Source organism: Balneicella halophila (genome assembly GCF_003096835.1).
Taxonomy (GTDB): Bacteria; Bacteroidota; Bacteroidia; order Bacteroidales; family Balneicellaceae; genus Balneicella; species Balneicella halophila.
This window is the reverse complement of record NZ_QENZ01000005.1, coordinates 298161-322828: the sequence shown is the minus strand read 5'-3', so window position 1 is coordinate 322828 and position 24668 is coordinate 298161. Positions and strand designations below refer to the sequence as shown.

Sequence of the window (24668 nt, the reverse complement as noted above, 5' to 3'; positions counted from 1 at the left end):
AACGAACAGATAATTATGAGTAAAATAGTTGCAATAGCCAACCAAAAGGGAGGTGTAGGGAAAACCACAACTACAGTAAATTTAAGTGCAAGTTTAGCTGCTTTAGAAAAGAAAGTGCTTGTGATTGATGCTGATCCTCAGGCTAATGCAACGTCTTGTCTAGGGATAGACGAACATGATGTTACAACTGGTCTTTATCAATGTATTTCAGAGCAAGTTCCAGTTGAAGAAGCGATAATCCATAGTCCATATGACCATTTGGATTTGATACCTTCCCATATTAATTTGGTTGGAGCAGAATTAGACATGCTGGAGATGAAGGATAGGGAAAAAATTCTTAAAAAGATTTTAGATCCAATAAAGGATAAATATGATTTTATTTTTATTGATTGCTCCCCATCTTTAGGAATTGTTACTGTTAATAGTCTAACGGCTGCAGATTCGGTTATTATTCCTGTTCAGTGTCAGTATCTTTCTTTAGAAGGATTAGGAAAATTGCTCAACACAATACGGATTATACAAAATCAATTGAATCCAGCATTAGCTATAGAAGGCTTCTTGCTCACGATGTTTGACGCTAGAGTACGTCTATCAAATGACGTTGCTGACGATGTTCGTTCACATTTTGAAGATATGGTTTTTGAAACAGTTATTCATGTAAATACCAAGTTAGGCGAAGCACCAAGTTGTGGTAAACCAGCATTGCATTATGATGCTAGTTCTCGTGGAGCAGAGCAATATCTAGAATTAGCACATGAGTTTATTAAAAGACAATAAGAATTATGGCAAAAAAAAGTGTATTAGGAAGAGGATTAGGAACATTGCTAGCTGATGCTGATAAAGTAGGAAATACTGCTTTGAATATGATTCAGGAGATTCCTATTGCTCAAATTATTGCCAATCCGAACCAACCTCGTACCACTTTTGATGATGAATCATTATCAGAATTAGCACAATCAATAAAAGAGCTGGGAATTGTACAGCCACTTACTGTTAGGAAACTTGGTGATAAGTTTCAAATAATAGCGGGTGAGCGTCGTTTTCGTGCTGCAAAGTTGGCAGGACTTGCAGAAGTGCCTGCTTACATTCGTGATGTAGATGATGAGCAAGTATTGGAACTTGCATTGGTTGAAAATATACAACGTGAAGATTTAGACCCAATTGAGATTGCGATTAGTTACCAGCGGTTGATGGAAGAATGTAGCCTTACACAAGAGACCTTAAGTGATAGAGTTGGAAAAAAAAGAGCTACAGTGGCTAACTATCTTCGGTTATTGAAGTTGCCTGCCGAAATTCAGTTAGGATTACGAGAGCATCTTCTGCAGATGGGACATGCACGTGCATTGTTGAGTATTGCCGACTATGACCAACAGGTACAAATTTATGATAAGATTTTGAAGGAAGGTCTATCTGTTCGAAAAGTAGAAGAGTTGGCTAAAGAGGCGAATAAAACAGAAAAAAAACCGGTAACTAAACCACAAAAAAACAATGATTATAAAGCCTTAGAGAATCATTTAGAAAGTCACTTTAAAGCTAAGGTACAACTTCAACGAAGCCGAAACGGAAAAGGGAAAATAACGATAGCTTTCACTTCTGACACAGATTTAGAACGCATTATTGGCTTATTAGATCAAACTAAATAAAAGAAGAAATAGAATGAGGGGAGTTTTTTTATTAGTAATTAGTTTGTTGTCAGCAAGTTATTTGTTTGGGCAAGACGTTTATGTAAGTCCAGAACTCGCTGATACTACAAGATATAGCCTTCAAGCACAGGACACTGTCGTGGTTAATAACAGAAAGGTGCACTCACCTAAGCGAGCAACTATTTACGAAGCCTTAGTTCCAGGATTAGGACATATTTACAATAAAAAATATTGGAACTTACCCTTTACTTATACTGGTTTTGGGGTGACTATCTTTTTTATAATAGATAACACGAAGAAATACGAAAAGTACAGAAATGCTTATGAAGACTTTGCACATTACCAAAAGTATTTAACTCAATCGCCTCAATATCCATTGCCAATTCCAGAACCTGAGTCTCAGCGATTCAGGAAAGTGCTTGATGTGGATTATTCCAGATTCAATTCTAAGCAGATTGAAACATTCCAAAAAGCATTAAAAAATAATAAAGACAGATTCCGTCGCTATCGTGATTTGAGTTATATTTCGTTAGTTGGAGTTTATATTCTCAATGTTATCTGGGCTGCCACCGATGCTCATTTCTTTAACTATGATGTGAGTGATGACTTAAGTATGCAACTGCAACCACAAATGCTGGTCATGCAAGATTTCAAAAGTGGTGTAGGTTTAAATATTGTAATAAATTTTTAATTTTATGAATTACCTTAAATATGGCTTTTACGGCTTTATTCTATCTTTAATATTATCAAGTTGTTCTATTTTTCAAAAAGACATAACTTATAAACAATCAACTTCAGTTTCATTAGCTGATGAAATGCAACTGGAAATCTATCAAGATACAGCGACAGTTGCCTTTGAGAAAAGTTTTTATGAAGAAATTGAAGCTGATGCTAAAAAGAAAAAAGAAGTTGATTTGGATGAGCTTTATGCATCTTTTGAGAATGTTCCTGAAGAGAACCTTCCTGTTTTCAGTCCAGAGCAGACTGCATTGCAAGTGAATGCTATGAGTGGTTCAGTAGAGCTGAAATACACTGATGAAGTTCAAAAATATATCAATAGATTTGTGTCTAAAAGTGGGCGAAAATATATGAGCAAGATGCTTGCTCTTTCTCAATTGTACTTTCCAATTTTTGAACAGATTTTAAGTGAAGAAGGTGTTCCGGAAGAATTAAAATATGCTGCTATTGTGGAGTCTGCACTTATTCCAAATATTATGTCTAAAGCAGGTGCTGTTGGTTTGTGGCAATTTATGTATGGAACAGGTAAAGAATATGGTTTAGAGATAAATGGAAATGTTGATCAACGCTGTGATATGATAGCTTCTACTAGAGCATCAGCACGATATATGCGTGAACTGTACCAGACTTACAATGATTGGTTACTGGTTCTTGCAGCCTATAACTGTGGTCCGGGAAATGTAAATAAAGCCATTAAGCGAAGTGGGGGTGATGATTTTTGGAGTATTTATGAGCATCTTCCTAGAGAAACCAGAAGACATATTCCTAAATATATTGCAACTTATTATGCTTTTTTTTATCATACTGATCTAATGATAGCCCCGATGCGTGATATGGTGAAATATACTGATGTTCGCACCGTTATGGTAGATAAGCCGATGCATTTGGGACAGGTTGCTGGTGTTTTAGGACTAAAAGAAAAAGATGTAGCCGAACTAAATCGAACCTACCTAAAAGGCTATATTCCAGCAAAAGAGAATAAAAGTTATCGACTGGTACTGCCGACCTATGAATCTGGTTTGTTTGCCTCTTATCAAGATAGTATTTATGGCTACAACAGGTCAGAGTATTTCTCTAATGAAGGAAAACTAATTGCGAAGAAAAAAGATATATATCCGTCATATGGTGTGAATGGTACGGGCACCCGTATTAGTTATAAGGTGCGAAGGGGAGATTATTTGGGCAGAATTGCGAGAAGACATGGCACTACTGTCCGAAATATAAAAAAATGGAACGGTTTACGTTCAGATAGAATAAGAGCTGGACAGCGATTAGTGATTTACACAAATAAGACTCCAAAAACTTATAGAGCATCTACGAAAAAAGTTAAAGCAAAAGGAAAAAACAAAAAGTTACCTTATTTGCCAGAAAAATATGTGTATCATACGGTAAAGAAAAATGAAAATTGCTGGTCAATAGCTCAGAAATATGAAGGAGTTACACAAGACAGTATTTTGGAATTGAATAAAATTATAAATCCTAGTGCTTTACGTGTAGGACAAAAACTGAGAATTAAAGAAATATAAGAATAATGTCAGGAAAAGCTAAAAAATATCAACGAATTTATGCTCAACTTGAGCAATTATTTGAGGCTACAGATTATTTACCATCAAGAATGGCTACTGTCGTAGCTGTGCTTCATCACAAAATGAAAGACTTTTATTGGACTGGCTTTTATATGTTAAATAATGGGGAGTTATTGGTTCATAATTATCAAGGTCCCTTGGCTTGTCAAAAGCTTAAAAAGGATCTTGGCGTGTGCTGGGCATCTATAAACCAGGAGAAAACACTGATTGTAGATAATGTGCATCAATTCGATGGACATATTGCATGTTCTTCGCTTACAAATTCGGAAATTGTTGTTCCATTTAAAATAGATGGGGAAATTATCGGCTGTTTAGATATTGACAGTAAGCAATATGCTCATTTTGATGAAGATGATGCAAAAGGATTGGAGAAGATTTTACATTTAATAGCAGAATAATGAATATTATTTCCACAATTTTTGGTGTCGTAGGGATGATATTGCTAGTCTTGGTTATATTTCCTATTCTAGGTGCGATAAGTAGCTGGGTTGCTTTGGTCATCGCAATTATAGGACTTTTGTTTGGTTCTTTCAGTAGCAAAAGAGCTGGAAGAAACTTAAACCTAATAGTGATACTTATTGCATTGGTAAGACTTTATATTGGGGGAGGGCTTTTATAAATGAGCACACATCCAAAATCAGTCTTTAAAAATTGTATGCGTTGCGGTAGTAACCATACAGTGTATAAAAATGATAATTCTTTGTTTTGTAAAAATTGCCATTTTCATCATTACGTGAATAGCGCATCCGCTGTAGCCATTCTTATTTTGAATGATGATGAGGAACTCTTATTAACCAAAAGAGCTATAGAGCCAGGGAAGGGGAAGTTAGACCTGCCTGGTGGTTTTGTGAATATTGGTGAAACTGCCGAAGATGCTGTTCGAAGAGAATTAAAGGAAGAATTAAATGTTTCTGCGATAAGTATAAATTATTTTGGATCTTATCCTAATGAGTATGTTTTTAGTGATGTTTCCGTGTTTACTTTGGATATGGCTTTTGTGGTAAAGATAAACACTTACACAGATCTGAAAGCTAAGGATGATGTCGCCAGTTTCTCTTTTTATTCATTAAATAACTTGCCTGTTGAGGAGATTGCGTTTGAATCAATACGTAAAATTGTAAAAGATTTTCGTCTAAATTGTCAAAAGCTATCATAAACTCACTTTCTTTGTAAAAAGAATAATTTACATTTACGAAATTATGATGAAAAAATATCTATTGACATTTCTGTTTTTATCTGTTACATTTCTTTATGGTCAAGATTATAATATAGAAAGTGATGGCAATGGAGGGTTTTATTATAAGACAGAATTAGGGTTTGGATTGGGAAGTGAAGATAATCTACCTTTTTGGATGCGAGCAAATAAATTTGGGATAGTTCCAGCAGAAAATTATGGACTATGGAGTATAGAGTTGAAGAAAGAATTTGAATCCTCGAAAAAACTTGATTGGAGTTTGGGCGTACTTGGGAGTGCTTCTGTGTCAGATAATACAGAATTTCGTTTCAGAGATTATTACTTGGGTGTGCGTTATGGAAAGTTGCGAATGTACCTGGGTGCTAAAGCAAACAAAATTCAATACGATGGGTTGTCCTCAACAAATGGGAATTTTATAGAATCATCAAATGCCAGACCTTATCCGAAATTATTGATTGAGTTGCCTTATACAGATGTTCCATTCACTAAAGGCATCCTACAATTTAAAGGTGCATTTTCAGAAGGTATTATGATTGAGGATCGCTATGTTGATAAACCTCATATACATCATAAAAATCTGTACTTGAAAGCTACGAAAGCTCAATTTTCTCTGGAATTTGGATTAAATCATTATGCCCAGTGGGGTGGAGATTCTCCTAAATTTGGGAAACTCCCATCTAATTTTGATGCCTACATGGATGTTTTCTTTGCTAAAGACAACTCGGACTACGACCAAATAGCTGCATCTTTTGATAAGAATAGGGTAGGCAATCATTTGGGAATGCTTGATGGACGTTTTCATTATAAAGGAGAGCATTTTGCAATAAATTTATATAGACAAGTGATTTTTGAGGATGATTCTGGCAGGAATTTCTTTAATAGAGATGCACTCCATGGGATATATCTAAAAAGAGCCAAAGATAAAGCATGGTTTCAGTCATTTTTATTTGAATGGTTTTACACAAAAAAACAGTCTGGGGATAAAGTAGGAAAGAAACCAGGAGAGGATAAACTTTGGACAGGACGGGATAATTATTTTAATCATAGCGTTTATAAATCGGGCTGGACGAGTTATGGTCAAACGATAGGAACGCCTTTTTTTACCCCTATTGAAAATGATAATTATACTTTAGGGGTTTCTAATAATCGAGTTAAAGCACTACATGGAGGAGTTTTTGGTTATATTGCCAATAAATTCCCCTATAAAGCCTTATTGAGTTATTCCAGTAATATAGGAACCTATGCTAAGCCTATTGCTGAGAAAAAACAAGTTTCAGGATATCTTGAAATGACTATTCCAGTAGCAATTAGAGAATTTCCAGTCAATATAAGCTGGGGAGTAGCAGCTGATAAAGGGGAATATTTAGAAGATTCAATGGGCGCATTCGTGAAAATAAGTACAAATGGTTGGTGGAGAAAATAGAGAAATTGTAATTAATTCAAAGTTTCGTCATTTAGAGGAGTTCGTTTATTCCCTTCCTGATAAATGGGATACAATAGGTGAGACTATTTACAAAAGTAGGAACGAGATAAAACTGTTTCGTTTAGATGGAATTATTGTAAATGTAAAGTCGTATCAAATTCCTCATTTGATCAATAAGTTTGCGTATGCTTATTTGAGATACTCGAAGGCAAAACGCACCTATTATTATGCTCACAAATTGCAAAATATGAGTGTAGAAACACCAGAACCTATAGCTTACATAAATTGCTTCCGAAATGGTCTTTTGGATAGAAGTTATTTTGTGAGTATTCAACTCGATGATTATCCAATTACCATACGGGAAGTCATTGGCAAGGAAATAGACAATAAAGAATTACTTCTTCGTCAATTTACACGCTTCACATATTTCAGTATGCTTCGTCATGGGGTTAATCATCTTGACTATTCTCGAGGAAATATCTTGATAAAAAAAGACAGCAATATGTATCAATTCAGCATTGTGGATATCAATAGAATGCGATTTGAAGAAATGGATATACGCAAAGGGCTGAAAATGTTCTCAAGACTTTGGGCTGAGAGGAGCGAACTTAAAATCATTGCTGATGAGTATGCGAAAATAACGGATAAAGATGCTAAAACAGTAACAGAATTATTGATTTCTTCTGATAAGAAACATAAGCGTAAAATAAAACGGAAAAATAAATATAAGAAGAGATTCAAAAAAATAACAAGGAAATAATGAAGATAGGATATGACGCTAAAAGAGCTTTTTATAACTATAGTGGCTTAGGGAATTACAGTCGCAGTGCATTGCTATTGCTCCAGCAATATTATCCTGATAATGAGTATTATCTCTACACTCCTAAGATTAAAAATGCTATCCCTTTCCATTGTGGAAAACCATTTATTGTAAGACAACCTGACTCATTCTTAGCTAAGAAATTTAGTGCCTTTTGGCGTAGCTTAAGCATGAGTAGTGCAATAAATAAAGACAGATTAGATATTTTTCATGGATTAAGCAATGAATTGCCCTCCGATATTGAAAATGCTAATGTTAAATCCATTGTCACGATACATGATTTGATATTTTTACGTTTTCCTCAGTTTTTTTCTCGTATCGATAATCAAATCTATTTGAGAAAATTCAAAAATTCTTGTTTAAAGGCAGATAAAATCATCGCTGTAAGTGAGCAAACGAAACATGATATTGTGAATTACTTTCAGATTGCTCCGGAGAAAATTGTAGTTTCCTATCAAGGATGCGCAAGTCAGTTTTGGGATACTGTAAGTGAAAGCAAAAAGGTAGAGGTGAAAAAGAAATACGCATTGCCAGATACTTTTGTCTTAAATGTAGGTACAATAGAGCCACGTAAAAATTTAATCAGTTTGATACATTCCTTGAATTATGCAAAGCATGATGCTAAAATCGTTGCAATTGGTCGACCTGTGAAAAAATATATGGCTGAGTTGCAACAATTGATTCAGAGAAAAAAATTGGAGGATCGTGTCATCTTCCTTCATAATGTTCCTAATGAAGATTTACCTGCTATTTACCAAACAGCATCGTTGTTTGCCTATCCTTCATTTTTCGAGGGTTTTGGTATCCCTATTGTGGAGGCAATGGCTTCAAAAGTTCCAGTAATTACGAGTAAGGGAAGCTGTTTCCCTGAAACTGGTGGCGACGCAGCGATATATATAAATCCGAATAATCCTGAGGAAATTGCTATTCTTACAGACAAAATTTTAGAAGATGGAAAACTTAGGCAGGAAATGATTGCAAAAGGGCTAACACATGTGCAGAAGTTCTCAGACGAAGCGGTTGTTCATAGCCTAATGGGCGTCTATAAAAGTGTGATGGCAGAAAAATAATAAAAACTTAATATGGTATCATCGTAAGTGCTTCAGCCAACTGATTGACTCCTTTGTCTAACTTGTTTTTTACCATCATTTTCATCATCATGTTCAATTCTGTATGCATAGTTACCCGTAAGCGGGTGTCGTTAGCATCTACTTCAACCAGTTGAACCCAAAGCGTCACAGGTACAGGACTATTACTGTCTGCTTGATATTTTATTGTTTTGCTAGGTTCTCTATCCACGATAGATAAACCTGTCCGTCCAAAGTTTTTGATGGTAAATTTGCAACTGTCCTTATCGGCAGTGAAGTCCTCAATATGTTCGCTTATTTTTTGCTTTTCCTCTTCAGGTATCCTATCAGATGCCTCTTCAAACAATTCTGATACTTTTTCAAAATCAGATAAAAAGTTGTACACTTGCTCTGCTGAAGCATTTATTTTCTTAATATCGCTTACTTTTTTTACTAAACTCATAAACACAAAATTGTTATTTCCACTGATCTGGAGCCTTACGCCATTCTTGCAAGCGGGCAACATCATCTTCACTCACGTAGCCTGTTTCCTTAGCTCTTTCAATAAGAGTTGCATAGTTAGACAATGTATAGACTTCGCAGTTTGCATCCGCAAAAGATCTCACAGCCTTTTCAAAATCATAGGTAAATATTGCTACCATACCTAGAACTTTGCAGTCAGCACCACGCAATGCGTTTACTGCTTTCAAACTGCTACCTCCGGTAGAGATGAGGTCTTCAATAACCACCATTTTTTGCCCTGCTTCATAAGCACCTTCTATTTGGTTGGTCATTCCGTGCGACTTAGCTTCAGAGCGCACATAGATAAAGGGTAAGTCTAATATTTCGGCAACTAAAACGCCAACAGCAATTCCACCGGTTGCTACTCCAGCAATTACTTCCACATCAGAGAATTTTTCTTTGATAATAGTTGCGAAAGATTTTGCGAGATGCTTTCTTATGTTAGGATAAGATAAAGTTTTTCGATTATCACAGTAAATTGGCGATTTCCACCCACTTGCCCACGTAAATGGATTTGAAGGTTCTAATTTTATTGCTTTAATTTGTAATAGGAAATCTGCGGTTTGTTCCGCTATATTAAATTGGTTTGTTTTCATGGCACAAATGTATAAAGTATTTTTCAAAGATAGGACTATTTTTATCAATGAAGTTCCTATGATGGCTTGTGTAAGTTATGGTATCCATGAGAAAGAAGAAGTTGATCGTTATGTGGATAAAATTATCAATTATGAATTAGAATTTGACATTTGTATTGTATATCCTGATACAAAAGCACTGTTTAAGTATTTTAAATCAAAGTTTAACTATGTTCGTACAGCAGGCGGTTTAGTTTTTAATACAGACAATCGGTTTTTAGCTATCTACAGATATGAAAGATGGGACTTGCCAAAAGGTCGGCTAAAAAAGACAGAGAAAAACAGGATTGCTGCTATACGGGAAGTGGAAGAGGAAACTGGAATCACCGCACCTGTTATTGTAGATAAACTCCCCACAACTTATCATATCTATAAGACGAAAGGAATCTGGGAGTTGAAAAAATGCACGTGGTATTTGATGAGGTACGAGGGCAATGAGAAATTAGTGCCACAAACAAAGGAGGGGATTACTAAGTGTAAATGGTTTAAAACAACAAGCAAAGGTGTGGTACTAAATAGTACATATAATTCGATAAAAGAAGTTCTAAACGCTGTGTTATAACTATGAGACCTTTTTTGCATCATACTGCTCAACACCTTTGGAATTTGTATGGGGAACAGCTTTCAGACTTGAAAATTGTTTTTCCCAATAAACGCTCTCTTATCTATTTCAAGAAATATCTTAAAGAATTCGCAACTGATTATTTCATAGTTCCAGAATGTCTTATAATCAATGATTTAATTGTTGAGCAATCCAGAAAGGTTGTAGCTGATAAGCTCACACTTAGAGGGAAATTATACAAAAGCTTTAAGAAGTTTAATGATACAAATGAATCTTTTTCAGAGTTTTATCCTTTTGCGAATTTACTCTTGGGCGATTTTGATACCATTGATAAACATTTAGTTGACACTCAACAGTTATTCAAAAACATAGCTTCCCTGCAAGCAATTGACGATTCTCTGTCTTATCTGACTGAGGAACAAATTAAAGCTATTAAACAATTTTGGAAAAGTTTTGATATTGAAGAGCATTCAAAGCATCAGCAAATGTTTTTACAGATGTGGAAGGCCTTGCCAAAAGTGTATGAAGATTTTAATGAAACTTTAGATGAAGAAGGGATAGCTTATGAAGGTCGTATTTTCAGAGAAGTAGCTGAAGCTTTAAAAAGAGGAGAGACAACATTAGCCGATAGACAAACGGTCTTTATTGGTTTTAATGTGCTGAGCAAAGCAGAACGTGAAATCTTTCGTTTGTTAAAGGAGCAAGATATAGCGACATTCTACTGGGACTATGACGTGTATTATATTGATAATAGATTTAATGAAGCGGGAAGATTTATCAGTAGGAATATTTCAGATTTTCCTAATCCCGAGACATTCGTTCTGGAGAGAGGAATAGATTCACAAAAGAACGTTAAACATATAGAATGTGCTACTGAAGTGCAACAAACGAAAGTTTTAGGTGAGATATTGAAGGATATTTCTCCAGAGGAATTGAAAAAATCAGTGGTGGTCTTAGCTAATGAGGACTTATTGGTTACCGTACTCTCCTCCCTGCCGGAAACGCTTGATGAAGTAAATATTTCAATGGGATATCCGCTAAAAGAAACTCCATGGATGCAATTTCTTGAACTTTGGGTAAGTCTGCATCGAAGTATGATTTGGCAAGATGATACGGCGTTTTTTTCTAGTGATATTATTCAAAAAATATTGCATCATCCTTATGCTTCCCATTTTGACAAAGACGAAGTAAAGACGTTAGAAAGGAAAATGAGGGAGAGCAATAAGATGTGGGTTACCGCAGAAAGTATCTCTGGGAAATTATCGAAGATGCTAAGCCCGATAGTGAAACAGGAAGAATGCTATTTGCATCTGAAACGTTTATTGTCTTTTTTATATACAAAAACGGAAGCCCATAGTGCTGATCGGGAGTTGATGTTGCGAACAAGCACGCTATCTCGAAGAATGCATGATGTTTTACTTCGTGTAGATATCAAAGCACAACAATTCTTTTGGACGATATTGTTGGAAGAACTTACTGAACAACGTATGCCTTTTGAAACGTCTATTGAAGAAAACTTGCAAATTATAGGTTTCCTAGAAACCCGTTTGTTAGATTTTAAAAATGTCTATATACTTTCGGCTAATGAGAATTATTTGCCAAACATTCAGTTAGCCGGTTCATTAATTCCCTACAATTTAAGAATAGGTGCAGGCTTACCTACATTGGATGAGCAGAATTCGATGTATGCCTATTATTTTTATCGTTTGCTGAGCCGTGCAGAAACAATGACCTTGTTCTCGGTTTCAGGAACGGAAGATATGCAGACTAAAGAACAAAGCCGATACATTACCCAGCTAAAATTCGAAGCTCCTTTTGTTATAGATGAGATGGTCGCTTCTGTAGATTTAAAGTGGGTTCCTGCAAAGCCACAGGAAATTGTGAAAGATGAAACAGTTCTTGGAATTTTATCACAAAAATACTTCATTGATAAAAAACCGATTTCAGCTTCTGCAATAAATCGTTATTTACGTTGTCCTCAAAACTTTTACTATCGATATATTAAAGGAGTCCAGGAGGTGCAATCATTGGCAAAGGCTGATGATAATAATATGTTTGGCTCTATTTTTCACAAAGCTGCAGAATTGCTCTATAAACCTTATTTAAATGAAGAAATTTCAACCGATTTGCTTAATCAAATAGGAAAACCAAAGAATCTTGAAAAAGTAATCTTTGAAGCATTTCAAATTGAGCTTTTTGCAGGAGAAGAAAGAGAATTACGAGGCAAGGAATGGTTAATTTTTGATACGCTAAAGCATCTACTGAAGAAATTAATCAATAGAGATAAAAACTATGCACCTTTTAGAGTAGTAGGACTAGAAGAGAGTATGCAAGCTTCTTTACAATTTGAAACAAACGGACAGACTAATGAAGTTGTTCTCGGCGGTTTGATTGATAGAATTGATGAAAAAGATGGTGTTGTGAGAGTTGTTGATTATAAGACAGGTTACATTAATAGAGGTTTTAGAAGTTTGGAGGAATTATTTGAGGCTACAGGAAAATATCGTAATCCTACAGCACTGCAAACGATTTTTTACAGTTGGTTATTTTATCAAAACACAGGAGAATTTGCAGAACCTTGTGTTTATCATCTTAAAGACATCGAAACTGTGCCAAAAACAGAATTTGGTATGGGAGAGGGTAAAAACAAACCTCCTTTCTCGTTTGCTGAGCATCACAGAGAATATGAATCTTTATTGCAAAAAGTTTTGGGAGATATTTTCGGAAATGAACCTGTCTTTTTCCGTTCTGAAGATGACAGCGAGTGTTCCCATGACTCACACACGGGAATATGTACCGTATTTTCAGGAAACTAAAAATCTTCGTACAAACGCAATCTGTTTTCTAATTGTTGCATTTGTCTTTGCATACTTTCCATTTTCCGCAACATGTGCTGAATGGCTTCGATACCTTCCATATTAATATGTAAATCGTAATACATTCTAACGATTTTCTCGAAATGTGGTAATTCCTCTTCTTCTAGATAATAATTAGAATCTTCAATAATGAAATTGATTATTTCAGCATTCTTTAAATGTTCTATAAAATCCTCATCTACTTTATGATAGGTTGATATAGTCTCTATACTTATGAGTGTCGGTTTCATGATTTCTTAATTTTTGCAAGTTCTTCAAACAATTCTTTCTCCTTGGCACTTAGCTTAGTAGGGATTTCAATGGTATAGGTAATGTATAAGTCTCCCAATTGCCCTTTTTTCTTATAAACTGGAAATCCTTTTCCTTTTAGACGCACCTTAGTACCATTTTGCGTACCTGCTTTTACTTTCAGCTTTACTTTATCATTGAAGGTATTGATAATAACATCGCCACCGAGCACAGCTGTGTACAAATCAATTTTTTGTTCCGCATACAAATCAGCGCCTACTCGCTTAAAACGACTGCTCGGGATGATGTCAAACGTGATATACAAATCACCTTTACTGCCGCCATTCACACCTTCGCCGCCATATCCTTTTATTTTGATGGTTTGCCCATGCTCCACTCCGGCAGGTATTGTCAAGCGTATTTTTTTGCCGTTGACTGTAAGCACTTGCTTTTGCGAAGTATAAACATCTTCATCATTCAGTTGCAATGTGGCATTAAAATCCTGTCCTCTAAAGCGTGTTGACCGTTGTCTGCTGCTGTAGCCATGAGCCCCGCCAAACAAATCATTGAAAAAATCAGAGAAATCTCCTCCGCCAAAATTTCCTTTAAAATCTTGACTCGAATACTGTTGGCGACCAGAGAATCCACCGGTATTTCCTCCATATCCACCCTGTTGTTGTGCTTCTTCGTAGGCATCAGCATGTTTCCAATCCTTACCATAAGTATCGTACTTTTTGCGCTTTTCATCATCGCTAAGCACCTCATTGGCTTCATTTATTTGCTGGAATTTCTTTTGAGCTTCCTTATCGTTAGGATTCAAGTCCGGATGGTATTTACGCGCCAATTTCCGATACGCTTTTTTCACCTCATCTTTCGATGCCGTTTTGGGGATACCGAGTATCTTATAATAGTCTATATATTCCATTTTGTTGAATTAGTTTGTGGAATAGTGCTACAAAAAATGTGCTATTTTGTGCTATTCTATTGACTTAGGGGTATTTTTTGTTTTGTAGCGGTAGCTTTTCTTTATTTTGCTATCACATTCCCGCTTTCCGTTCCTATCTTTTTTCCGCTCTCGCACTGATTTTCTAACCCACAAAAAGGATAACCACTCCAATCGGGGCTAATTATTGAGGGTTTCTTTCTTGTCTTTCTGAACGCAGTGATGAATCTCTTTGTTATACTGAGCGATAGCGAAGTATCTCATTTCATTATTTCCCTAAATGAAAAGTTAAAAATGAAAAAGTAAAAATTATTCGTTACTATTATCACAGTCTTAAGTTTTTAGTTCGTTTTGGGTTAGACCAAAATGAACAATAAAGAAGAAAATTAAATATCGTAAATTCTCCTAATGAACTATGTTTGATTCTGTAAGAAAAAGATTATATTTGTAAGCAAATAAAAATTCTTCAGGGCAGGGTGTAATTCCCTACCGGTGGTAACAGTCCACGACTCTTGCAAAAAGCAAGACTGATTAGGTGAAAATCCTATACCGACGGTCATAGTCCGGATGGAAGAAGAATGATAGTAGAGATTAGGTTGCATTCGTAACCTATGTCTTTGTGTGATATAGCCCTGTTTGAATTTTACTAGGGCTTTTTTTATGCAAGAAATTCACAATACATTTATGAAACGGGCTTTGAGCTTAGCCTCCAAAGGAAAAGGTTTTGTCAATCCTAATCCTATGGTGGGTGCTGTTTTGGTAAAAGATGGCGAAGTTATCGGCGAAGGCTACCACACCGCTTTCGGAAAACCTCATGCTGAGATAGAAGCCATACGAAATACCAGAAAATCCGTTGATGGAGCAACCATTTATGTAACCTTAGAGCCTTGTTCGCATTATGGAAAAACACCGCCTTGTGCTGAAGCTTTGATAAAAGCAGGTGTTAAGGAAGTTGTTATTGCAAGTTTAGACCCCAATCCTTTAGTTGCCGGCAGAGGAGTCAAAATGTTAGAAGATGCAGGGATTAAGGTAATTGTTGGAATAGAGGAGGAGGCATCTAAAGAATTGAATCGCATATTTTTCAAATACATTCAAACGAAAACTCCTTATGTGCTGATGAAGACAGCAATGACTTTAGATGGAAAGATTGCGACACATACCGGAGATAGCAAGTGGGTAAGCGGTGAAATTTCACGAAAAAAAGTACATCAATTACGTCATCAGTTAATGGGAATTATGGTGGGTATCAATACGGTATTAAAAGACAGTCCCAAATTAGATTGTCGGTTAGAGGGAAAAGTTCGCCAGCCTATCAAAATAATTGTCGATAGTCTTCTTCGCACACCTTTGGATGCTAAAATATGGGAACACGAAGCAAAAGTCATTATTGCAACAACAAAGCTGCCTTCTATAGAAATCATTCAAAAATATACTGATAAAGGAGCAGAGGTCTTTGTAGCAGGCGAAAATCGTGTGGACTTAGCTCACTTGATGAAAGAATTAGGTGAAAGAGGTGTTGACAGTATTTTGTTGGAAGGAGGAGCAACGCTAAATGCTTCGGCTTTGCAGGCAGGAATTGTTAATGAAGTTTGGACATTCGTTGCACCCAAAATAGTCGGAGGCACAGTTGCACCTACGAGCGTTGGTGGCGAAGGGGTCACATTAATGAAAGATGCCTACCAACTTACAGGTTTTCAAGTAGAGCCTTCCGGAGAAGATTGGTTGTTTAAGGCTAAGGTAAATAAATAAAGAAGTATAAAGTGTTTACAGGAATAATTGAAGAAATAGGAGTAATACAAAGCATTAGTAGAGGAACAAAGTCTAGTCGGTTAACGATTAGCGCAAATAAAGTGTTACATGATTTAAAATATGGAGACAGCGTAGCTACCGATGGTGTTTGTCTTACAGTTGCCACGATAGATGGGAACACCTTTACAGCGGATGTGATGGCGCAGACATTAAGAAATTCCACTTTAGGTGATTTGACTATTGGTTCACGAGTTAATCTGGAGCGAGCGTTGCAACTGAGCACTCGCCTTGGAGGGCATTTGGTTTCAGGACATATTGACTGTAAGGCTAAAATTACCAATATTCGTCATGAAGACATTGCACGTTGGGTTACAGTAGAGGTTCCACAAGAAACGATGCGTTATTTAATCGAAAAAGGTTCTGTAGCTGTCGATGGTATTAGTTTGACTGTAGCAACTTTAGAAGAACAAACATTTTCAGTGAGCACGATACCTGTAACACAAGAAGACACCACGCTTTCCAAGAAGAAAGAAGGCGATTGGGTCAATGTAGAGATGGATGTGCTAGCAAAATACACAGAACGATTGTTAGGTTTCAAAGAAAAAGAAACAACAAGCTCTAAAGTAGATATGAAATTTTTAAGTGAGAATGGGTTTTTATAATCAATTCATCAAAATATTTAACATTATTAAAATATAGATGCAATGGCATTAGATACAATAGAATCAGCAATAGAAGCAATCCGCCGAGGCGAACAAATCATCATTGTTGATGATGAAGACAGAGAAAATGAAGGCGATTTAGTAATGGCAGCCGAAAAAGTGACGCCAAAAGATATCAATTATATGATAAAAAAGGCAGGTGGTTTAATATGTATGCCTATCATTCAGGGACGAATGAAAGAACTGGATATTGATATGATGGTTGCTAAGAATACCGATTCGCACCAAACAGCTTTTACCGTTTCTGTTGATGCAGCAGATTGTCATACAGGTATTTCAGCTTCTGAGCGAGCACATACGATTAAGACAATTATAGACCCGGACTCTAAACCGGGAGATTTAAGCAGACCAGGACATATTTTTCCATTGGTTGCCAAGCCTAATGGTGTGCTTGTTCGTCAAGGACACACTGAAGCTGCAGTCGACATGGCTCGCCTGGCGGGCTTATTTCCTGCCGGAGTGATTTGCGAAATCATAAAAGAAGATGGCGAAATGGCTCGCATGCCGGAATTAGAGAAGTTTGCAAAAGAAGAAGGTCTCAAGATGATAAGTATTGCAGACTTAATAAAGTACCGAAGGAAACAAGATGGGAAGTTGGCTGAGCGAGTTACTGTTGCTGCTATGCCGACGAAATTTGGAGAGTTTAAAGCTTATGGTTATGTGAATAAAATAAACGGCGAACATCATGTGGCTTTGGTCAAAGGTGAAATAGACCCAGAGCGTGAAACCTTAGTACGAGTGCATTCGGAGTGCCTTACCGGTGACGCTTTCGGCTCACTGCGTTGTGATTGCGGAGAGCAAATGAATGAAGCTTTACGCCGTATCAATGAAGAAGGAAGTGGAGTGTTACTTTATATGAGACAAGAGGGTCGAGGCATTGGTTTGATAAATAAATTGAGAGCCTATCATCTTCAAGATGCAGGAATGGATACCGTAGAGGCTAATTTAGCATTAGGTTTCAAGGCAGACCAAAGAGACTATGGAATTGGTGCTGAAATTTTAGCTGACTTAGGGGTAAGAAAAATGCGTCTAATGACAAATAATCCACAAAAAATCACTGGATTAGAAGGATTTGGTTTAGAAATCGTAGATAGAGTGCCTATAGAGATGAACCATAACGAAAAGAATTTTGCTTATATGAAAACGAAGCATGACAAAATGGGACATCTATTACCTAATTTAGAAAAAGAAACTATTTTAAAATAATTAATAAGATGAATATATTAGAAGGAAAACTGATTGCGAGTGAATTACGATTAGGAATCGTAGTGGGACGATTTAATGAATTTATTGGTTCAAAATTATTAGATGGAGCCGTAGATGCTGCTGTTCGTCATGGAGTAATCAAAGAAGATATTACTGTAGCTTGGGTACCCGGAGCTTTTGAAATTCCGTTGGTAGCTAAAAAGATGGTAAACTCCGGAGTTTATGACGCAGTCGTTTGTTTAGGAGCAGTAATCCGTGGAAATACACCACATTTTGACTACGTGGCATCGGAAGTATCTAAAGGGATAGCACAAGTAAGCTTACAATCTGAAAAGCCGGTGATTTTTGGTGTGTTAACCACAGATTCTATTGAGCAAGCTATAGAGCGTGCAGGAACAAAGGCAGGAAATAAAGGTGCTGAGGCTGTAAACACAGCAATAGAAATGGTAAATTTATTAGAGAAGTTCTAAGAACTAAATTCTGTGAACAAATAGGCCGATATGCTGTAAAGTATGTCGGCTTTTTGTTGAAGTATAAGGTTGTTCAGATTCTTTGTGTTATTTTCGCTAAAATATCAAAAAGAGTTCGGAGAAACTAACTAATATCCTGCGAGATATTTAAAAAGAAATAAAATAATTGTTAAAATTTATATCTATGAGATACGTTTTTTTAGTAGTGGCGTTTTTTGTACAAGTTTCTGTACAAGCTAATGATGAGTGGTTTCGTTATACGTCTATTTCTCCAGACGGTACTTCAATTGCATTTACTTACAAAGGGGACATTTATACTGTTCCATCAGTTGGTGGAGAAGCTCGCCCATTGACTTTCCATAAAGACCATGATTATGAAGCCGTTTGGAGTAATGATGGTACAAAAATTTGTTTTGCATCTAACCGATATGGGAATTTCGATTTATTCATTATCGATGTTCAAAAAGGCGGAGAAGTGAAACGATTGACCTTTCATTCTAATAATGAAACACCTTATACATTTTCAGAAGATGATAAATATGTGATTTTTGGCGGACAACGCTTAGATGACGTAAATCATCGTCAGTATCCGACGGGTTCGCAACCTGAGCTCTATAAAGTTCCTGTTGATGGAGGGCGTGTACAGCAAATATTTACAATTCCTGCCGAATATGCTAAAGTGAGTAGTGATGGTAGTCTTATGCTATATCATGATAAAAAAGGAGGTGAGAATACCTTTCGTAAGCATCATAAATCAGCAATAACTCGTGATATTTGGAAATATGATGTGAAAAATAAGATGCACACGATGATAACTTCTTTTAAAGGAGAAGACCGTCATCCCGTATTTTCACCTGATGAAAAAACAATTTATTTCTTGAGCGAGCGTAGTGGAACATTTAATGTTCATAGTATGGATTTAAACGGACAAAATGCTCAGCAAATTTCAGATTTTAAAGAGCACCCTGTTCGTTCCTTGAGTATTTCTAAAAATGGATTGCTCTGTTATACTTATAATGGCTCTATATATACGCAAAAAGTGGGAGCGGAGCCTGTAAAAATAAATGTCCACGTTCGTACGGGAGCTAAAACAAATCGTCATCAACTGATTAATGTAAGTGGAAACGTGAGTGAAATGGCTGTTTCACCTGATGGTAAAGAAGTCGCTTATATTGTTCGCGGTGAAGTGTTTGTGTCTTCAGTAAAAGGTAAAATGCACAAACGTATTACCAATACTCCTGCACCGGAACGCTTTGTGAGTTTTTCTCCAGATGGAAAACATATTCTTTATGCAAGTGAGCGTGATGCAAAGTGGAGCATTTATCAAACATCCAAAGTAAATGACCATGAGCCTTACTTCTTTGCTTCCACGTTATTGAAAGAGGAAGCAGTTATTGAAAATATAAACAGCAATTATGAACCTAAATATTCTCCCGATGGAAAGGAGATTGCTTATATCGAAAATCGGTCTACTTTGAAAACTTACAATGTAGAATCAAAAAAGACACGAACATTACTTGATGGCGATAAATTGCTGTACATGAGTGAAGGTGACCAATATTTTACATGGAGTCCAGATAGTAAATGGTTGCTAGTTGAATATTCTCCTGTATTAGCCAATTCAGAAGTGTTATTGGTGTCAGCAAACAAACCAGACTCGGTGGTTAACCTTACCGAAAGCGGTTATGGTGATTATTCTCCACAATGGGCTGATGAAGGAAAACAAATCCTGTGGTTTAGCGACCGTCACGGCTTGCGTTCTTCTGCAAATAGCGGTTCACGCCAGTTAGATGTGTATTCAATGTTCTTAACCAAAGAAGCTTGGGACCGTTTCAATTTGAGTAAAGATGAATATGAGTTGCTGAAAGAGATTGAGGATAAAGAGAAAGAAGATAAGGAAGGTAAAGAAAAAGATAAGACGAAGGAAGAAAAGAAAGGTAAAGAAGAGGAAATCAAACCCGTAGAAGTAAAAATAGAATTAGATGGAATTGAAAATCGGAAGGAGCGATTGACAATTCATTCTTCGCGTTTAGGAGATGCTGTCCTTTCTAAAGATGTACAAGAACTGTATTACTTAGCACGTTTTGAAAAAGGCATGAATCTTTGGAAAACAAATTTACGTACTAAAGAAACGAAGATGCTCGTTAAGTTAGGAGTGAAGAAGGGTAGTTTGCAATGGGATGAAAAAATGGAACAACTATTCCTATTGGGCGATGGTCGTATTTCAAAGATTGATATTGAGAAAGGAAGTTCTAAAGGAATTTCTCTCGGAGGAGAGATTTCTTTAGATGTAGTTGCAGAACGTCAGCAAATGTTCGACCACGTGTATGAACGTAATAAAGGGATGTTTTACATTTCTGATTATCATGGTGCTGATTGGGAAAAGCTGCGTGCTAATTATGAACCTAAATTGAAGAATATCGGTAACGATTTTGAATTTACAGAGTTATTGTCCGAGATGTTAGGTGAATTGAACGTTTCGCATAGTGGTGCTCGTTATTATCACAGAGCACCTAATGGTGATAAGACAGCCTCCTTGGGAACTTTTATCGATTATGATTATGAAGGACAAGGGATTAAAATTACTGAAATTATTAAAGGAGGACCTTTAGACAAGAGCGACCTTGATGTTGAGAAAGGAATGATTATTACAGAAATAGATGGAGAGCCAATAACTGATACAGATTATGCAAAATATTTAAATCGTAAAGCGGGTAAATACACAGCATTGAAACTTTATGGAAAAGGCAAAAAAGATTTTTATGTAACAGTAAAGCCTATAAGTTTAGGAGAGCAGCGTACATTACTATATGACCGTTGGGTAAAACAGAATGAGAAGGATGTAGAGCGATTGAGTAATGGAACTTTAGGTTATGTGCATCTTTCTGGCATGAATGACGGTGTTTTTCGCAATGTTTATGAACACGTTATGGGTAAATATTATGATGCAAAAGGCTTAATTGTTGATACCCGTTTTAATGGTGGTGGCGATTTAGTTGGCGATTTAAGTATGTTTTTGACAGGAGATAACTTTATAGAATATGCAATAGAAGGACGAACAGTGGGCTATGAACCTTCCTTCCGTTGGACAAAGCCATCTGTGGCGTTAGCTAATGAAGCAAACTATAGTGATGGTCATTGTTTTTCAAGCATGTACACTGATTTGAACATCGGAGAATTGATTGGTATGCCTGTTCCTGGAACCTGTAGTTTTGCAGGTTGGGAAATGTTGCAGAATGGTAAAGTGCTATGGGGGTCAATACCCGTAAGTGCAAGAAACAAAGCAGGAGAGTGGCTAGAGAATAACGAAACACAACCTGATATTCAAGTTAAAAATATGCCTGATAAGATTACTAAAGGAGTTGACCAACAATTAGAAACAGCTGTTAAAGTATTAATGAAAAAGGTGAAGTAAAACTATTTCTTCCCTACAAATAAGCCGATATTCTTAAAAGAGTATCGGCTTTGTTTTAGTATCAATAAAAGTTTTATGAGGCTACGATTACTTCTATACCTCTTTCTTCTAAGCTATGTATATAAGAAGGTTTGGTATTGTCATCAGTTATTATGATATCTATATCTTCTATATCACATATTCTTCCAAAACCTTTTTTATTCATTTTTGTAGAGTCTGCTAGAACAACAACTCTGTCAGTATTTTTAATCATCAATTTATTTAGTTCTGCTACTTCTTGATTGGTTGTACTGATTCCAAAATTTAAATCAATGCCATCTACCCCTAAAAAAAGAGTATTCGTAGAAAATTGCTGAATCATGTTTTGAGCAGCAACCCCAATAGTTGAAGCTGAGCTTTTGCGAACTGGCCCTCCTAATTGAATGATTTCGACATTGCTTAGAGCTGCCAATTCTATTGAAATAGTTAATGAGCTTGATAATACTGTAAGTCTTTCAGTGTCTTGAATCTGTCTTGCTAAGAACAATACAGTTGTTCCAGATGCAATTATATCAATCAAGCAAGATTAACGTTCATGCACATTTAGGTGCAGGTTTCGCTTTTGATGGAGATACACATTTATATGGAGATGGAGAAAATTCATTTGACATCGTAAACGTTGGTTTTACTGCAAATAAAGATGTCAAGATAGGTAATTATACATTGCCTGTACATTCAACTTTCTTGTGGAATCCATCTGTTGAAATAGCAAGAATGCAGATTGCTGTAGATTTATTTTAATAAGCTTATTCAGTTATATAAATAGTTTAATGTTCAAGACGAGATTTTTAAAAATCTCGTCTTGTTTTTTATAAAATTTGCTAGTTTCTTACTAATCTAATGTTATATTAGATATTCTGCGTTAAATAAAGGACTAATAAGCCTGTTACTACAGCGATTCCAAAACTAAGTAATGTTCCGATTAGAATATATTCTGTCAATTTTCGATCTTTTGATTGCTTTAAATCTCCAAAACGGAATATCGATTTGGCCGCTAACATAAATCCTATCCCTTGCCAATTTCCGGAAACTACAAAGAGAAAAACAAACAAGCGCTCAAGCATTCCGATATATTTCCCAGCATTTTTTAATGATCTACTATTTGCATCATCTAAAACTTTTGACCATTGATATAAAAGTGTTTGCATTATTATTCCTGAAACGGTAGTGATAAAAATTAAAGCTGTCACGTAAATCCAAAAGTTTTGCGAAATGCTACTGATCATTGCAGTTATGCCAGGATGAAAAAATACGATCCATAATGCTATAATACTAACGATATGCAAGCCTTGGTCTATTAGAAACCAAGTCGTTTTATTCTTTTCATTTTGTAGGTAGAGTTTTAATACGTCTATTAGTCCGTGAATGAAAGTAAGCAATAAGGCTAAAAGCCAATAATTCCAATCCCAAAGCAGTAATAATAGCAACCCACCGTGAATAAGAGCGTGCAGATAAAGTTTCGGAGAACGTATCTTTTTCTTCTCCTTTTCATCAACCCATGATTTAGGTTGTAGCAGAAAATCACCAATAAAATGGGCTAATATGAGTTTTATAAGGATTATCATTTAATAAAATTTGAGATTTTTTTCTGGAACATTTTTTCAACGGCAAGCAACTCATCTATATGGGCTCTGTACCACCTGCCACTTACGGAGTTTTGTTTTATGTTTAGTTGCTCTCCAATGACTTCTTGTGTCGCATCAGGATTTTTGAGTACAATTTCAACCAATTCGGCTGAGGAAAGAGTCCATTTATCCATAAAGAGACCAGCTAGTTTTAAGTAAAGATTCATTTCTCTGTCAAAATCTTGCCAAGGGCTTTTAATCCCAATAGTTACATCTTCTTTTTTAAGACTGTCAAATTTCTCTCCTGAGTGAATATATGCGGAGCCATTATTCTCTGAGATGCTTGTTCCTGTGTAGGTTTTCTCTCCAATTCCAATAGCCATTCTTACGTCTATAGAACTGCTTGTTTTTTGTTCTTCAAGAGGTTTTACTTTTTTGATTAGTGCTTTAATCTCAAGCACCTTTTTAAGTACTTCCTTTGGCTGTACAACTTCAATTTGAAAAAAATCACCGCGTTCCAGTTTCCAATCTAATGGACTTTCTCCCCAAGTAGAAAGTAATTCTTTGAGAGGAGACATCCATTTATTTTGGTTGACCAATTTTCGTGATGCGATAATGTCGCCTGTAATAACTGCTATCATTTTACAAATATCGTATAAATAAACGATATTTCAAAATATCGTATGATTAAGCGATGATTTATAGTATCGTGGATTGTTAGGATGTTTTTACTCTATTTTTGAATAATATATTCAAAGTCTTTTGTTAGAATAAGTTTGAATAAATTAATGCTTTTATTAAACTATTCCCAGCTTTACTTACATCTATTAGAAATTTGATTATCAACAATGATATGGAATAGCATCCTAGCTAATACATTTGGGATTTAGCATCTCATAATTTATTGCTAATATTGGTTATTTATATACGAGGATATTTTTACAAATTATTGCTCAATCATATAAGTTGCCAATTTCAATAATCTAATCGCTAATTCGCGGTATCTTACCATTTCATCATATATGGCATCCTCACTTAAAATAGCTTGCGACATCTCTTCTGGACCTGGAAAAGACTCGCTATTTTTTGAATCTTCATAATCTATCATCCAATCCTCACTAGTATAATAACTAAGCAATTCATCATATAAAGGCATCTTTTCTGTCCAATCACCCAATGTGTCTTCAAGATTTTTCAAGGCAACACCCATCTCATTAAAGATGCTCTCCATTCTTTCGATACGTTTTCTTTGTTCTTCTTTCAT

Annotated in this window: 26 protein-coding genes and 1 riboswitch; of the genes, 18 read left to right on the top strand and 8 right to left on the bottom strand. The window is 35.9% G+C overall.

All coding sequences use genetic code 11. From position 1 onward, the window contains the following. Positions 1–15 precede the first annotated feature (15 nt). The 10 genes from C7377_RS08480 (at position 16) to C7377_RS08435 (ending at position 8475) form a co-directional block, all read left to right on the top strand. Positions 16–777, top strand: coding sequence for a ParA family protein (locus C7377_RS08480; protein ID WP_116496977.1), 762 nt, complete (start codon positions 16–18; stop codon positions 775–777). Positions 778–782: 5 nt separating this feature from the next. After that, positions 783–1643, top strand: coding sequence for a ParB/RepB/Spo0J family partition protein (locus tag C7377_RS08475; RefSeq protein ID WP_116496923.1), 861 nt, complete (start codon positions 783–785; stop codon positions 1641–1643). Between the two features lie 13 nt (positions 1644–1656). Then, positions 1657–2334: a DUF5683 domain-containing protein gene (locus C7377_RS08470; RefSeq protein WP_116496922.1), complete on the top strand. Its 678-nt coding sequence runs from the start codon at positions 1657–1659 to the stop codon at positions 2332–2334. A 4-nt stretch (positions 2335–2338) separates the two neighbouring features. After that, positions 2339–3907, top strand: coding sequence for a lytic transglycosylase domain-containing protein (locus tag C7377_RS08465; RefSeq protein ID WP_116496921.1), 1569 nt, complete (start codon positions 2339–2341; stop codon positions 3905–3907). A 5-nt stretch (positions 3908–3912) separates the two neighbouring features. Further along, complete coding sequence (locus C7377_RS08460) at positions 3913–4365, top strand: GAF domain-containing protein (protein ID WP_116496920.1); 453 nt, start codon at positions 3913–3915, stop codon at positions 4363–4365. Continuing rightward, positions 4365–4586 carry a hypothetical protein gene (locus C7377_RS08455; RefSeq protein WP_116496919.1) on the top strand — a complete coding sequence of 74 codons (222 nt, stop codon included), beginning with the start codon at positions 4365–4367 and terminating at the stop codon, positions 4584–4586. The genes C7377_RS08460 and C7377_RS08455 overlap by 1 nt, the downstream gene beginning before the upstream one ends. 114 nt (positions 4587–4700) lie before the next feature. Next, positions 4701–5123 (top strand): NUDIX hydrolase, encoded by a 423-nt coding sequence (locus C7377_RS08450; protein WP_165806885.1) that lies wholly within the window; start codon positions 4701–4703, stop codon positions 5121–5123. 43 nt (positions 5124–5166) lie between these two features. Then, positions 5167–6585: a capsule assembly Wzi family protein gene (locus C7377_RS08445; protein WP_116496917.1), complete on the top strand. Its 1419-nt coding sequence runs from the start codon at positions 5167–5169 to the stop codon at positions 6583–6585. Beyond that, positions 6566–7345, top strand: coding sequence for a hypothetical protein (locus tag C7377_RS08440; protein WP_116496916.1), 780 nt, complete (start codon positions 6566–6568; stop codon positions 7343–7345). Before C7377_RS08445 ends, C7377_RS08440 begins: the two co-directional genes overlap by 20 nt. Beyond that, positions 7345–8475 (top strand): glycosyltransferase family 4 protein, encoded by a 1131-nt coding sequence (locus tag C7377_RS08435; protein ID WP_116496915.1) that lies wholly within the window; start codon positions 7345–7347, stop codon positions 8473–8475. The genes C7377_RS08440 and C7377_RS08435 overlap by 1 nt, the downstream gene beginning before the upstream one ends. 7 nt (positions 8476–8482) lie before the next feature. Here the strand turns inward: C7377_RS08435 and C7377_RS08430 are convergent, their stop codons facing one another. Then, positions 8483–8935: an SRPBCC family protein gene (locus C7377_RS08430; protein WP_165806884.1), complete on the bottom strand. Its 453-nt coding sequence runs from the start codon at positions 8933–8935 to the stop codon at positions 8483–8485. A 13-nt stretch (positions 8936–8948) separates the two neighbouring features. Further along, positions 8949–9590, bottom strand: a complete 642-nt coding sequence (pyrE, locus tag C7377_RS08425; protein ID WP_116496913.1) for an orotate phosphoribosyltransferase — start codon at positions 9588–9590, stop codon at positions 8949–8951. Here pyrE and C7377_RS08420 point away from each other — a divergent pair. Continuing rightward, complete coding sequence (locus C7377_RS08420) at positions 9589–10191, top strand: NUDIX hydrolase (protein ID WP_116496912.1); 603 nt, start codon at positions 9589–9591, stop codon at positions 10189–10191. The two genes, pyrE and C7377_RS08420, sit on opposite strands and share 2 nt — an antisense overlap. A 2-nt stretch (positions 10192–10193) precedes the next feature. Then, positions 10194–13007 carry a PD-(D/E)XK nuclease family protein gene (locus C7377_RS08415; RefSeq protein WP_116496911.1) on the top strand — a complete coding sequence of 938 codons (2814 nt, stop codon included), beginning with the start codon at positions 10194–10196 and terminating at the stop codon, positions 13005–13007. Here the strand turns inward: C7377_RS08415 and C7377_RS08410 are convergent. Together C7377_RS08410 and C7377_RS08405 are read right to left on the bottom strand one after the other, a co-directional pair. Then, positions 13004–13297 carry a chaperone modulator CbpM gene (locus C7377_RS08410; RefSeq protein WP_116496910.1) on the bottom strand — a complete coding sequence of 98 codons (294 nt, stop codon included), beginning with the start codon at positions 13295–13297 and terminating at the stop codon, positions 13004–13006. The two genes, C7377_RS08415 and C7377_RS08410, sit on opposite strands and share 4 nt — an antisense overlap. After that, positions 13294–14220: a DnaJ C-terminal domain-containing protein gene (locus C7377_RS08405; RefSeq protein ID WP_116496909.1), complete on the bottom strand. Its 927-nt coding sequence runs from the start codon at positions 14218–14220 to the stop codon at positions 13294–13296. Before C7377_RS08405 ends, C7377_RS08410 begins: the two co-directional genes overlap by 4 nt. A 476-nt stretch (positions 14221–14696) precedes the next feature. Further along, positions 14697–14821, top strand: a riboswitch (FMN riboswitch). Positions 14822–14898: 77 nt separating this feature from the next. Between C7377_RS08405 and ribD the strand changes: the two genes are divergently transcribed. The 5 genes from ribD to C7377_RS08380 all read left to right on the top strand — a co-directional run bounded on the left by ribD (position 14899) and on the right by C7377_RS08380 (position 21800). Continuing rightward, entirely contained in the window at positions 14899–15987 is a 1089-nt protein-coding gene (gene ribD / locus C7377_RS08400; protein ID WP_207778458.1) for a bifunctional diaminohydroxyphosphoribosylaminopyrimidine deaminase/5-amino-6-(5-phosphoribosylamino)uracil reductase RibD, read from the top strand. Between the two features lie 11 nt (positions 15988–15998). Further along, complete coding sequence (locus C7377_RS08395) at positions 15999–16649, top strand: riboflavin synthase (RefSeq protein ID WP_116496908.1); 651 nt, start codon at positions 15999–16001, stop codon at positions 16647–16649. Between the two features lie 33 nt (positions 16650–16682). Next, positions 16683–17915 (top strand): bifunctional 3,4-dihydroxy-2-butanone-4-phosphate synthase/GTP cyclohydrolase II, encoded by a 1233-nt coding sequence (locus C7377_RS08390; RefSeq protein ID WP_207778472.1) that lies wholly within the window; start codon positions 16683–16685, stop codon positions 17913–17915. Positions 17916–17923: 8 nt separating this feature from the next. Beyond that, complete coding sequence (ribH, locus tag C7377_RS08385; RefSeq protein ID WP_116496906.1) at positions 17924–18385, top strand: 6,7-dimethyl-8-ribityllumazine synthase; 462 nt, start codon at positions 17924–17926, stop codon at positions 18383–18385. 184 nt (positions 18386–18569) lie between these two features. Then, the gene (locus C7377_RS08380) at positions 18570–21800 is read left to right on the top strand and encodes a S41 family peptidase (RefSeq protein ID WP_116496905.1); all 3231 of its coding nucleotides are present in this window, start codon (positions 18570–18572) and stop codon (positions 21798–21800) included. 73 nt (positions 21801–21873) lie between these two features. On the opposite strand, the gene C7377_RS08375 is transcribed toward C7377_RS08380, so the two are convergent. Then, positions 21874–22359, bottom strand: coding sequence for a DeoR/GlpR family DNA-binding transcription regulator (locus C7377_RS08375; protein ID WP_116496904.1), 486 nt, complete (start codon positions 22357–22359; stop codon positions 21874–21876). On the opposite strand from C7377_RS08375, the gene C7377_RS08370 reads away from it, so the two are divergent. Next, positions 22341–22580: a hypothetical protein gene (locus tag C7377_RS08370; RefSeq protein WP_116496903.1), complete on the top strand. Its 240-nt coding sequence runs from the start codon at positions 22341–22343 to the stop codon at positions 22578–22580. The two genes, C7377_RS08375 and C7377_RS08370, sit on opposite strands and share 19 nt — an antisense overlap. 107 nt (positions 22581–22687) lie before the next feature. Here C7377_RS08370 and C7377_RS08365 read toward each other — a convergent pair whose 3' ends face one another. The 3 genes from C7377_RS08365 to C7377_RS08355 form a co-directional block, all read right to left on the bottom strand. Further along, positions 22688–23404 carry a DUF3307 domain-containing protein gene (locus C7377_RS08365; RefSeq protein WP_116496902.1) on the bottom strand — a complete coding sequence of 239 codons (717 nt, stop codon included), beginning with the start codon at positions 23402–23404 and terminating at the stop codon, positions 22688–22690. Further along, positions 23401–24045 carry a hypothetical protein gene (locus tag C7377_RS08360; RefSeq protein ID WP_116496901.1) on the bottom strand — a complete coding sequence of 215 codons (645 nt, stop codon included), beginning with the start codon at positions 24043–24045 and terminating at the stop codon, positions 23401–23403. Before C7377_RS08360 ends, C7377_RS08365 begins: the two co-directional genes overlap by 4 nt. A 305-nt stretch (positions 24046–24350) precedes the next feature. Continuing rightward, the gene (locus tag C7377_RS08355; protein WP_116496900.1) at positions 24351–24668 is read right to left on the bottom strand and encodes a DUF4298 domain-containing protein; all 318 of its coding nucleotides are present in this window, start codon (positions 24666–24668) and stop codon (positions 24351–24353) included.

Excerpts from the sequence above, each read along its gene's own strand:
- C7377_RS08480 (WP_116496977.1), top strand. The coding sequence starts at position 16 with ATGAGTAAAATAGTTGCAATAGCCAACCAAAAGGGAGGTGTAGGGAAA.
- C7377_RS08475 (WP_116496923.1), top strand. The coding sequence starts at position 783 with ATGGCAAAAAAAAGTGTATTAGGAAGAGGATTAGGAACATTGCTAGCT.
- C7377_RS08470 (WP_116496922.1), top strand. The coding sequence starts at position 1,657 with ATGAGGGGAGTTTTTTTATTAGTAATTAGTTTGTTGTCAGCAAGTTAT.
- C7377_RS08465 (WP_116496921.1), top strand. The coding sequence starts at position 2,339 with ATGAATTACCTTAAATATGGCTTTTACGGCTTTATTCTATCTTTAATA.
- C7377_RS08460 (WP_116496920.1), top strand. The coding sequence starts at position 3,913 with ATGTCAGGAAAAGCTAAAAAATATCAACGAATTTATGCTCAACTTGAG.
- C7377_RS08455 (WP_116496919.1), top strand. The coding sequence starts at position 4,365 with ATGAATATTATTTCCACAATTTTTGGTGTCGTAGGGATGATATTGCTA.
- C7377_RS08445 (WP_116496917.1), top strand. The coding sequence starts at position 5,167 with ATGATGAAAAAATATCTATTGACATTTCTGTTTTTATCTGTTACATTT.
- C7377_RS08440 (WP_116496916.1), top strand. The coding sequence starts at position 6,566 with ATGGTTGGTGGAGAAAATAGAGAAATTGTAATTAATTCAAAGTTTCGT.
- C7377_RS08435 (WP_116496915.1), top strand. The coding sequence starts at position 7,345 with ATGAAGATAGGATATGACGCTAAAAGAGCTTTTTATAACTATAGTGGC.
- C7377_RS08430 (WP_165806884.1), bottom strand. The coding sequence starts at position 8,935 with ATGAGTTTAGTAAAAAAAGTAAGCGATATTAAGAAAATAAATGCTTCA.
- C7377_RS08420 (WP_116496912.1), top strand. The coding sequence starts at position 9,589 with ATGGCACAAATGTATAAAGTATTTTTCAAAGATAGGACTATTTTTATC.
- pyrE (WP_116496913.1), bottom strand. The coding sequence starts at position 9,590 with ATGAAAACAAACCAATTTAATATAGCGGAACAAACCGCAGATTTCCTA.
- C7377_RS08415 (WP_116496911.1), top strand. The coding sequence starts at position 10,194 with ATGAGACCTTTTTTGCATCATACTGCTCAACACCTTTGGAATTTGTAT.
- C7377_RS08410 (WP_116496910.1), bottom strand. The coding sequence starts at position 13,297 with ATGAAACCGACACTCATAAGTATAGAGACTATATCAACCTATCATAAA.
- C7377_RS08405 (WP_116496909.1), bottom strand. The coding sequence starts at position 14,220 with ATGGAATATATAGACTATTATAAGATACTCGGTATCCCCAAAACGGCA.
- ribD (WP_207778458.1), top strand. The coding sequence starts at position 14,899 with ATGCAAGAAATTCACAATACATTTATGAAACGGGCTTTGAGCTTAGCC.
- ribH (WP_116496906.1), top strand. The coding sequence starts at position 17,924 with ATGAATATATTAGAAGGAAAACTGATTGCGAGTGAATTACGATTAGGA.
- C7377_RS08380 (WP_116496905.1), top strand. The coding sequence starts at position 18,570 with ATGAGATACGTTTTTTTAGTAGTGGCGTTTTTTGTACAAGTTTCTGTA.
- C7377_RS08370 (WP_116496903.1), top strand. The coding sequence starts at position 22,341 with ATGCAATTATATCAATCAAGCAAGATTAACGTTCATGCACATTTAGGT.
- C7377_RS08365 (WP_116496902.1), bottom strand. The coding sequence starts at position 23,404 with ATGATAATCCTTATAAAACTCATATTAGCCCATTTTATTGGTGATTTT.
- C7377_RS08360 (WP_116496901.1), bottom strand. The coding sequence starts at position 24,045 with ATGATAGCAGTTATTACAGGCGACATTATCGCATCACGAAAATTGGTC.
- C7377_RS08355 (WP_116496900.1), bottom strand. The coding sequence starts at position 24,668 with ATGAAAGAAGAACAAAGAAAACGTATCGAAAGAATGGAGAGCATCTTT.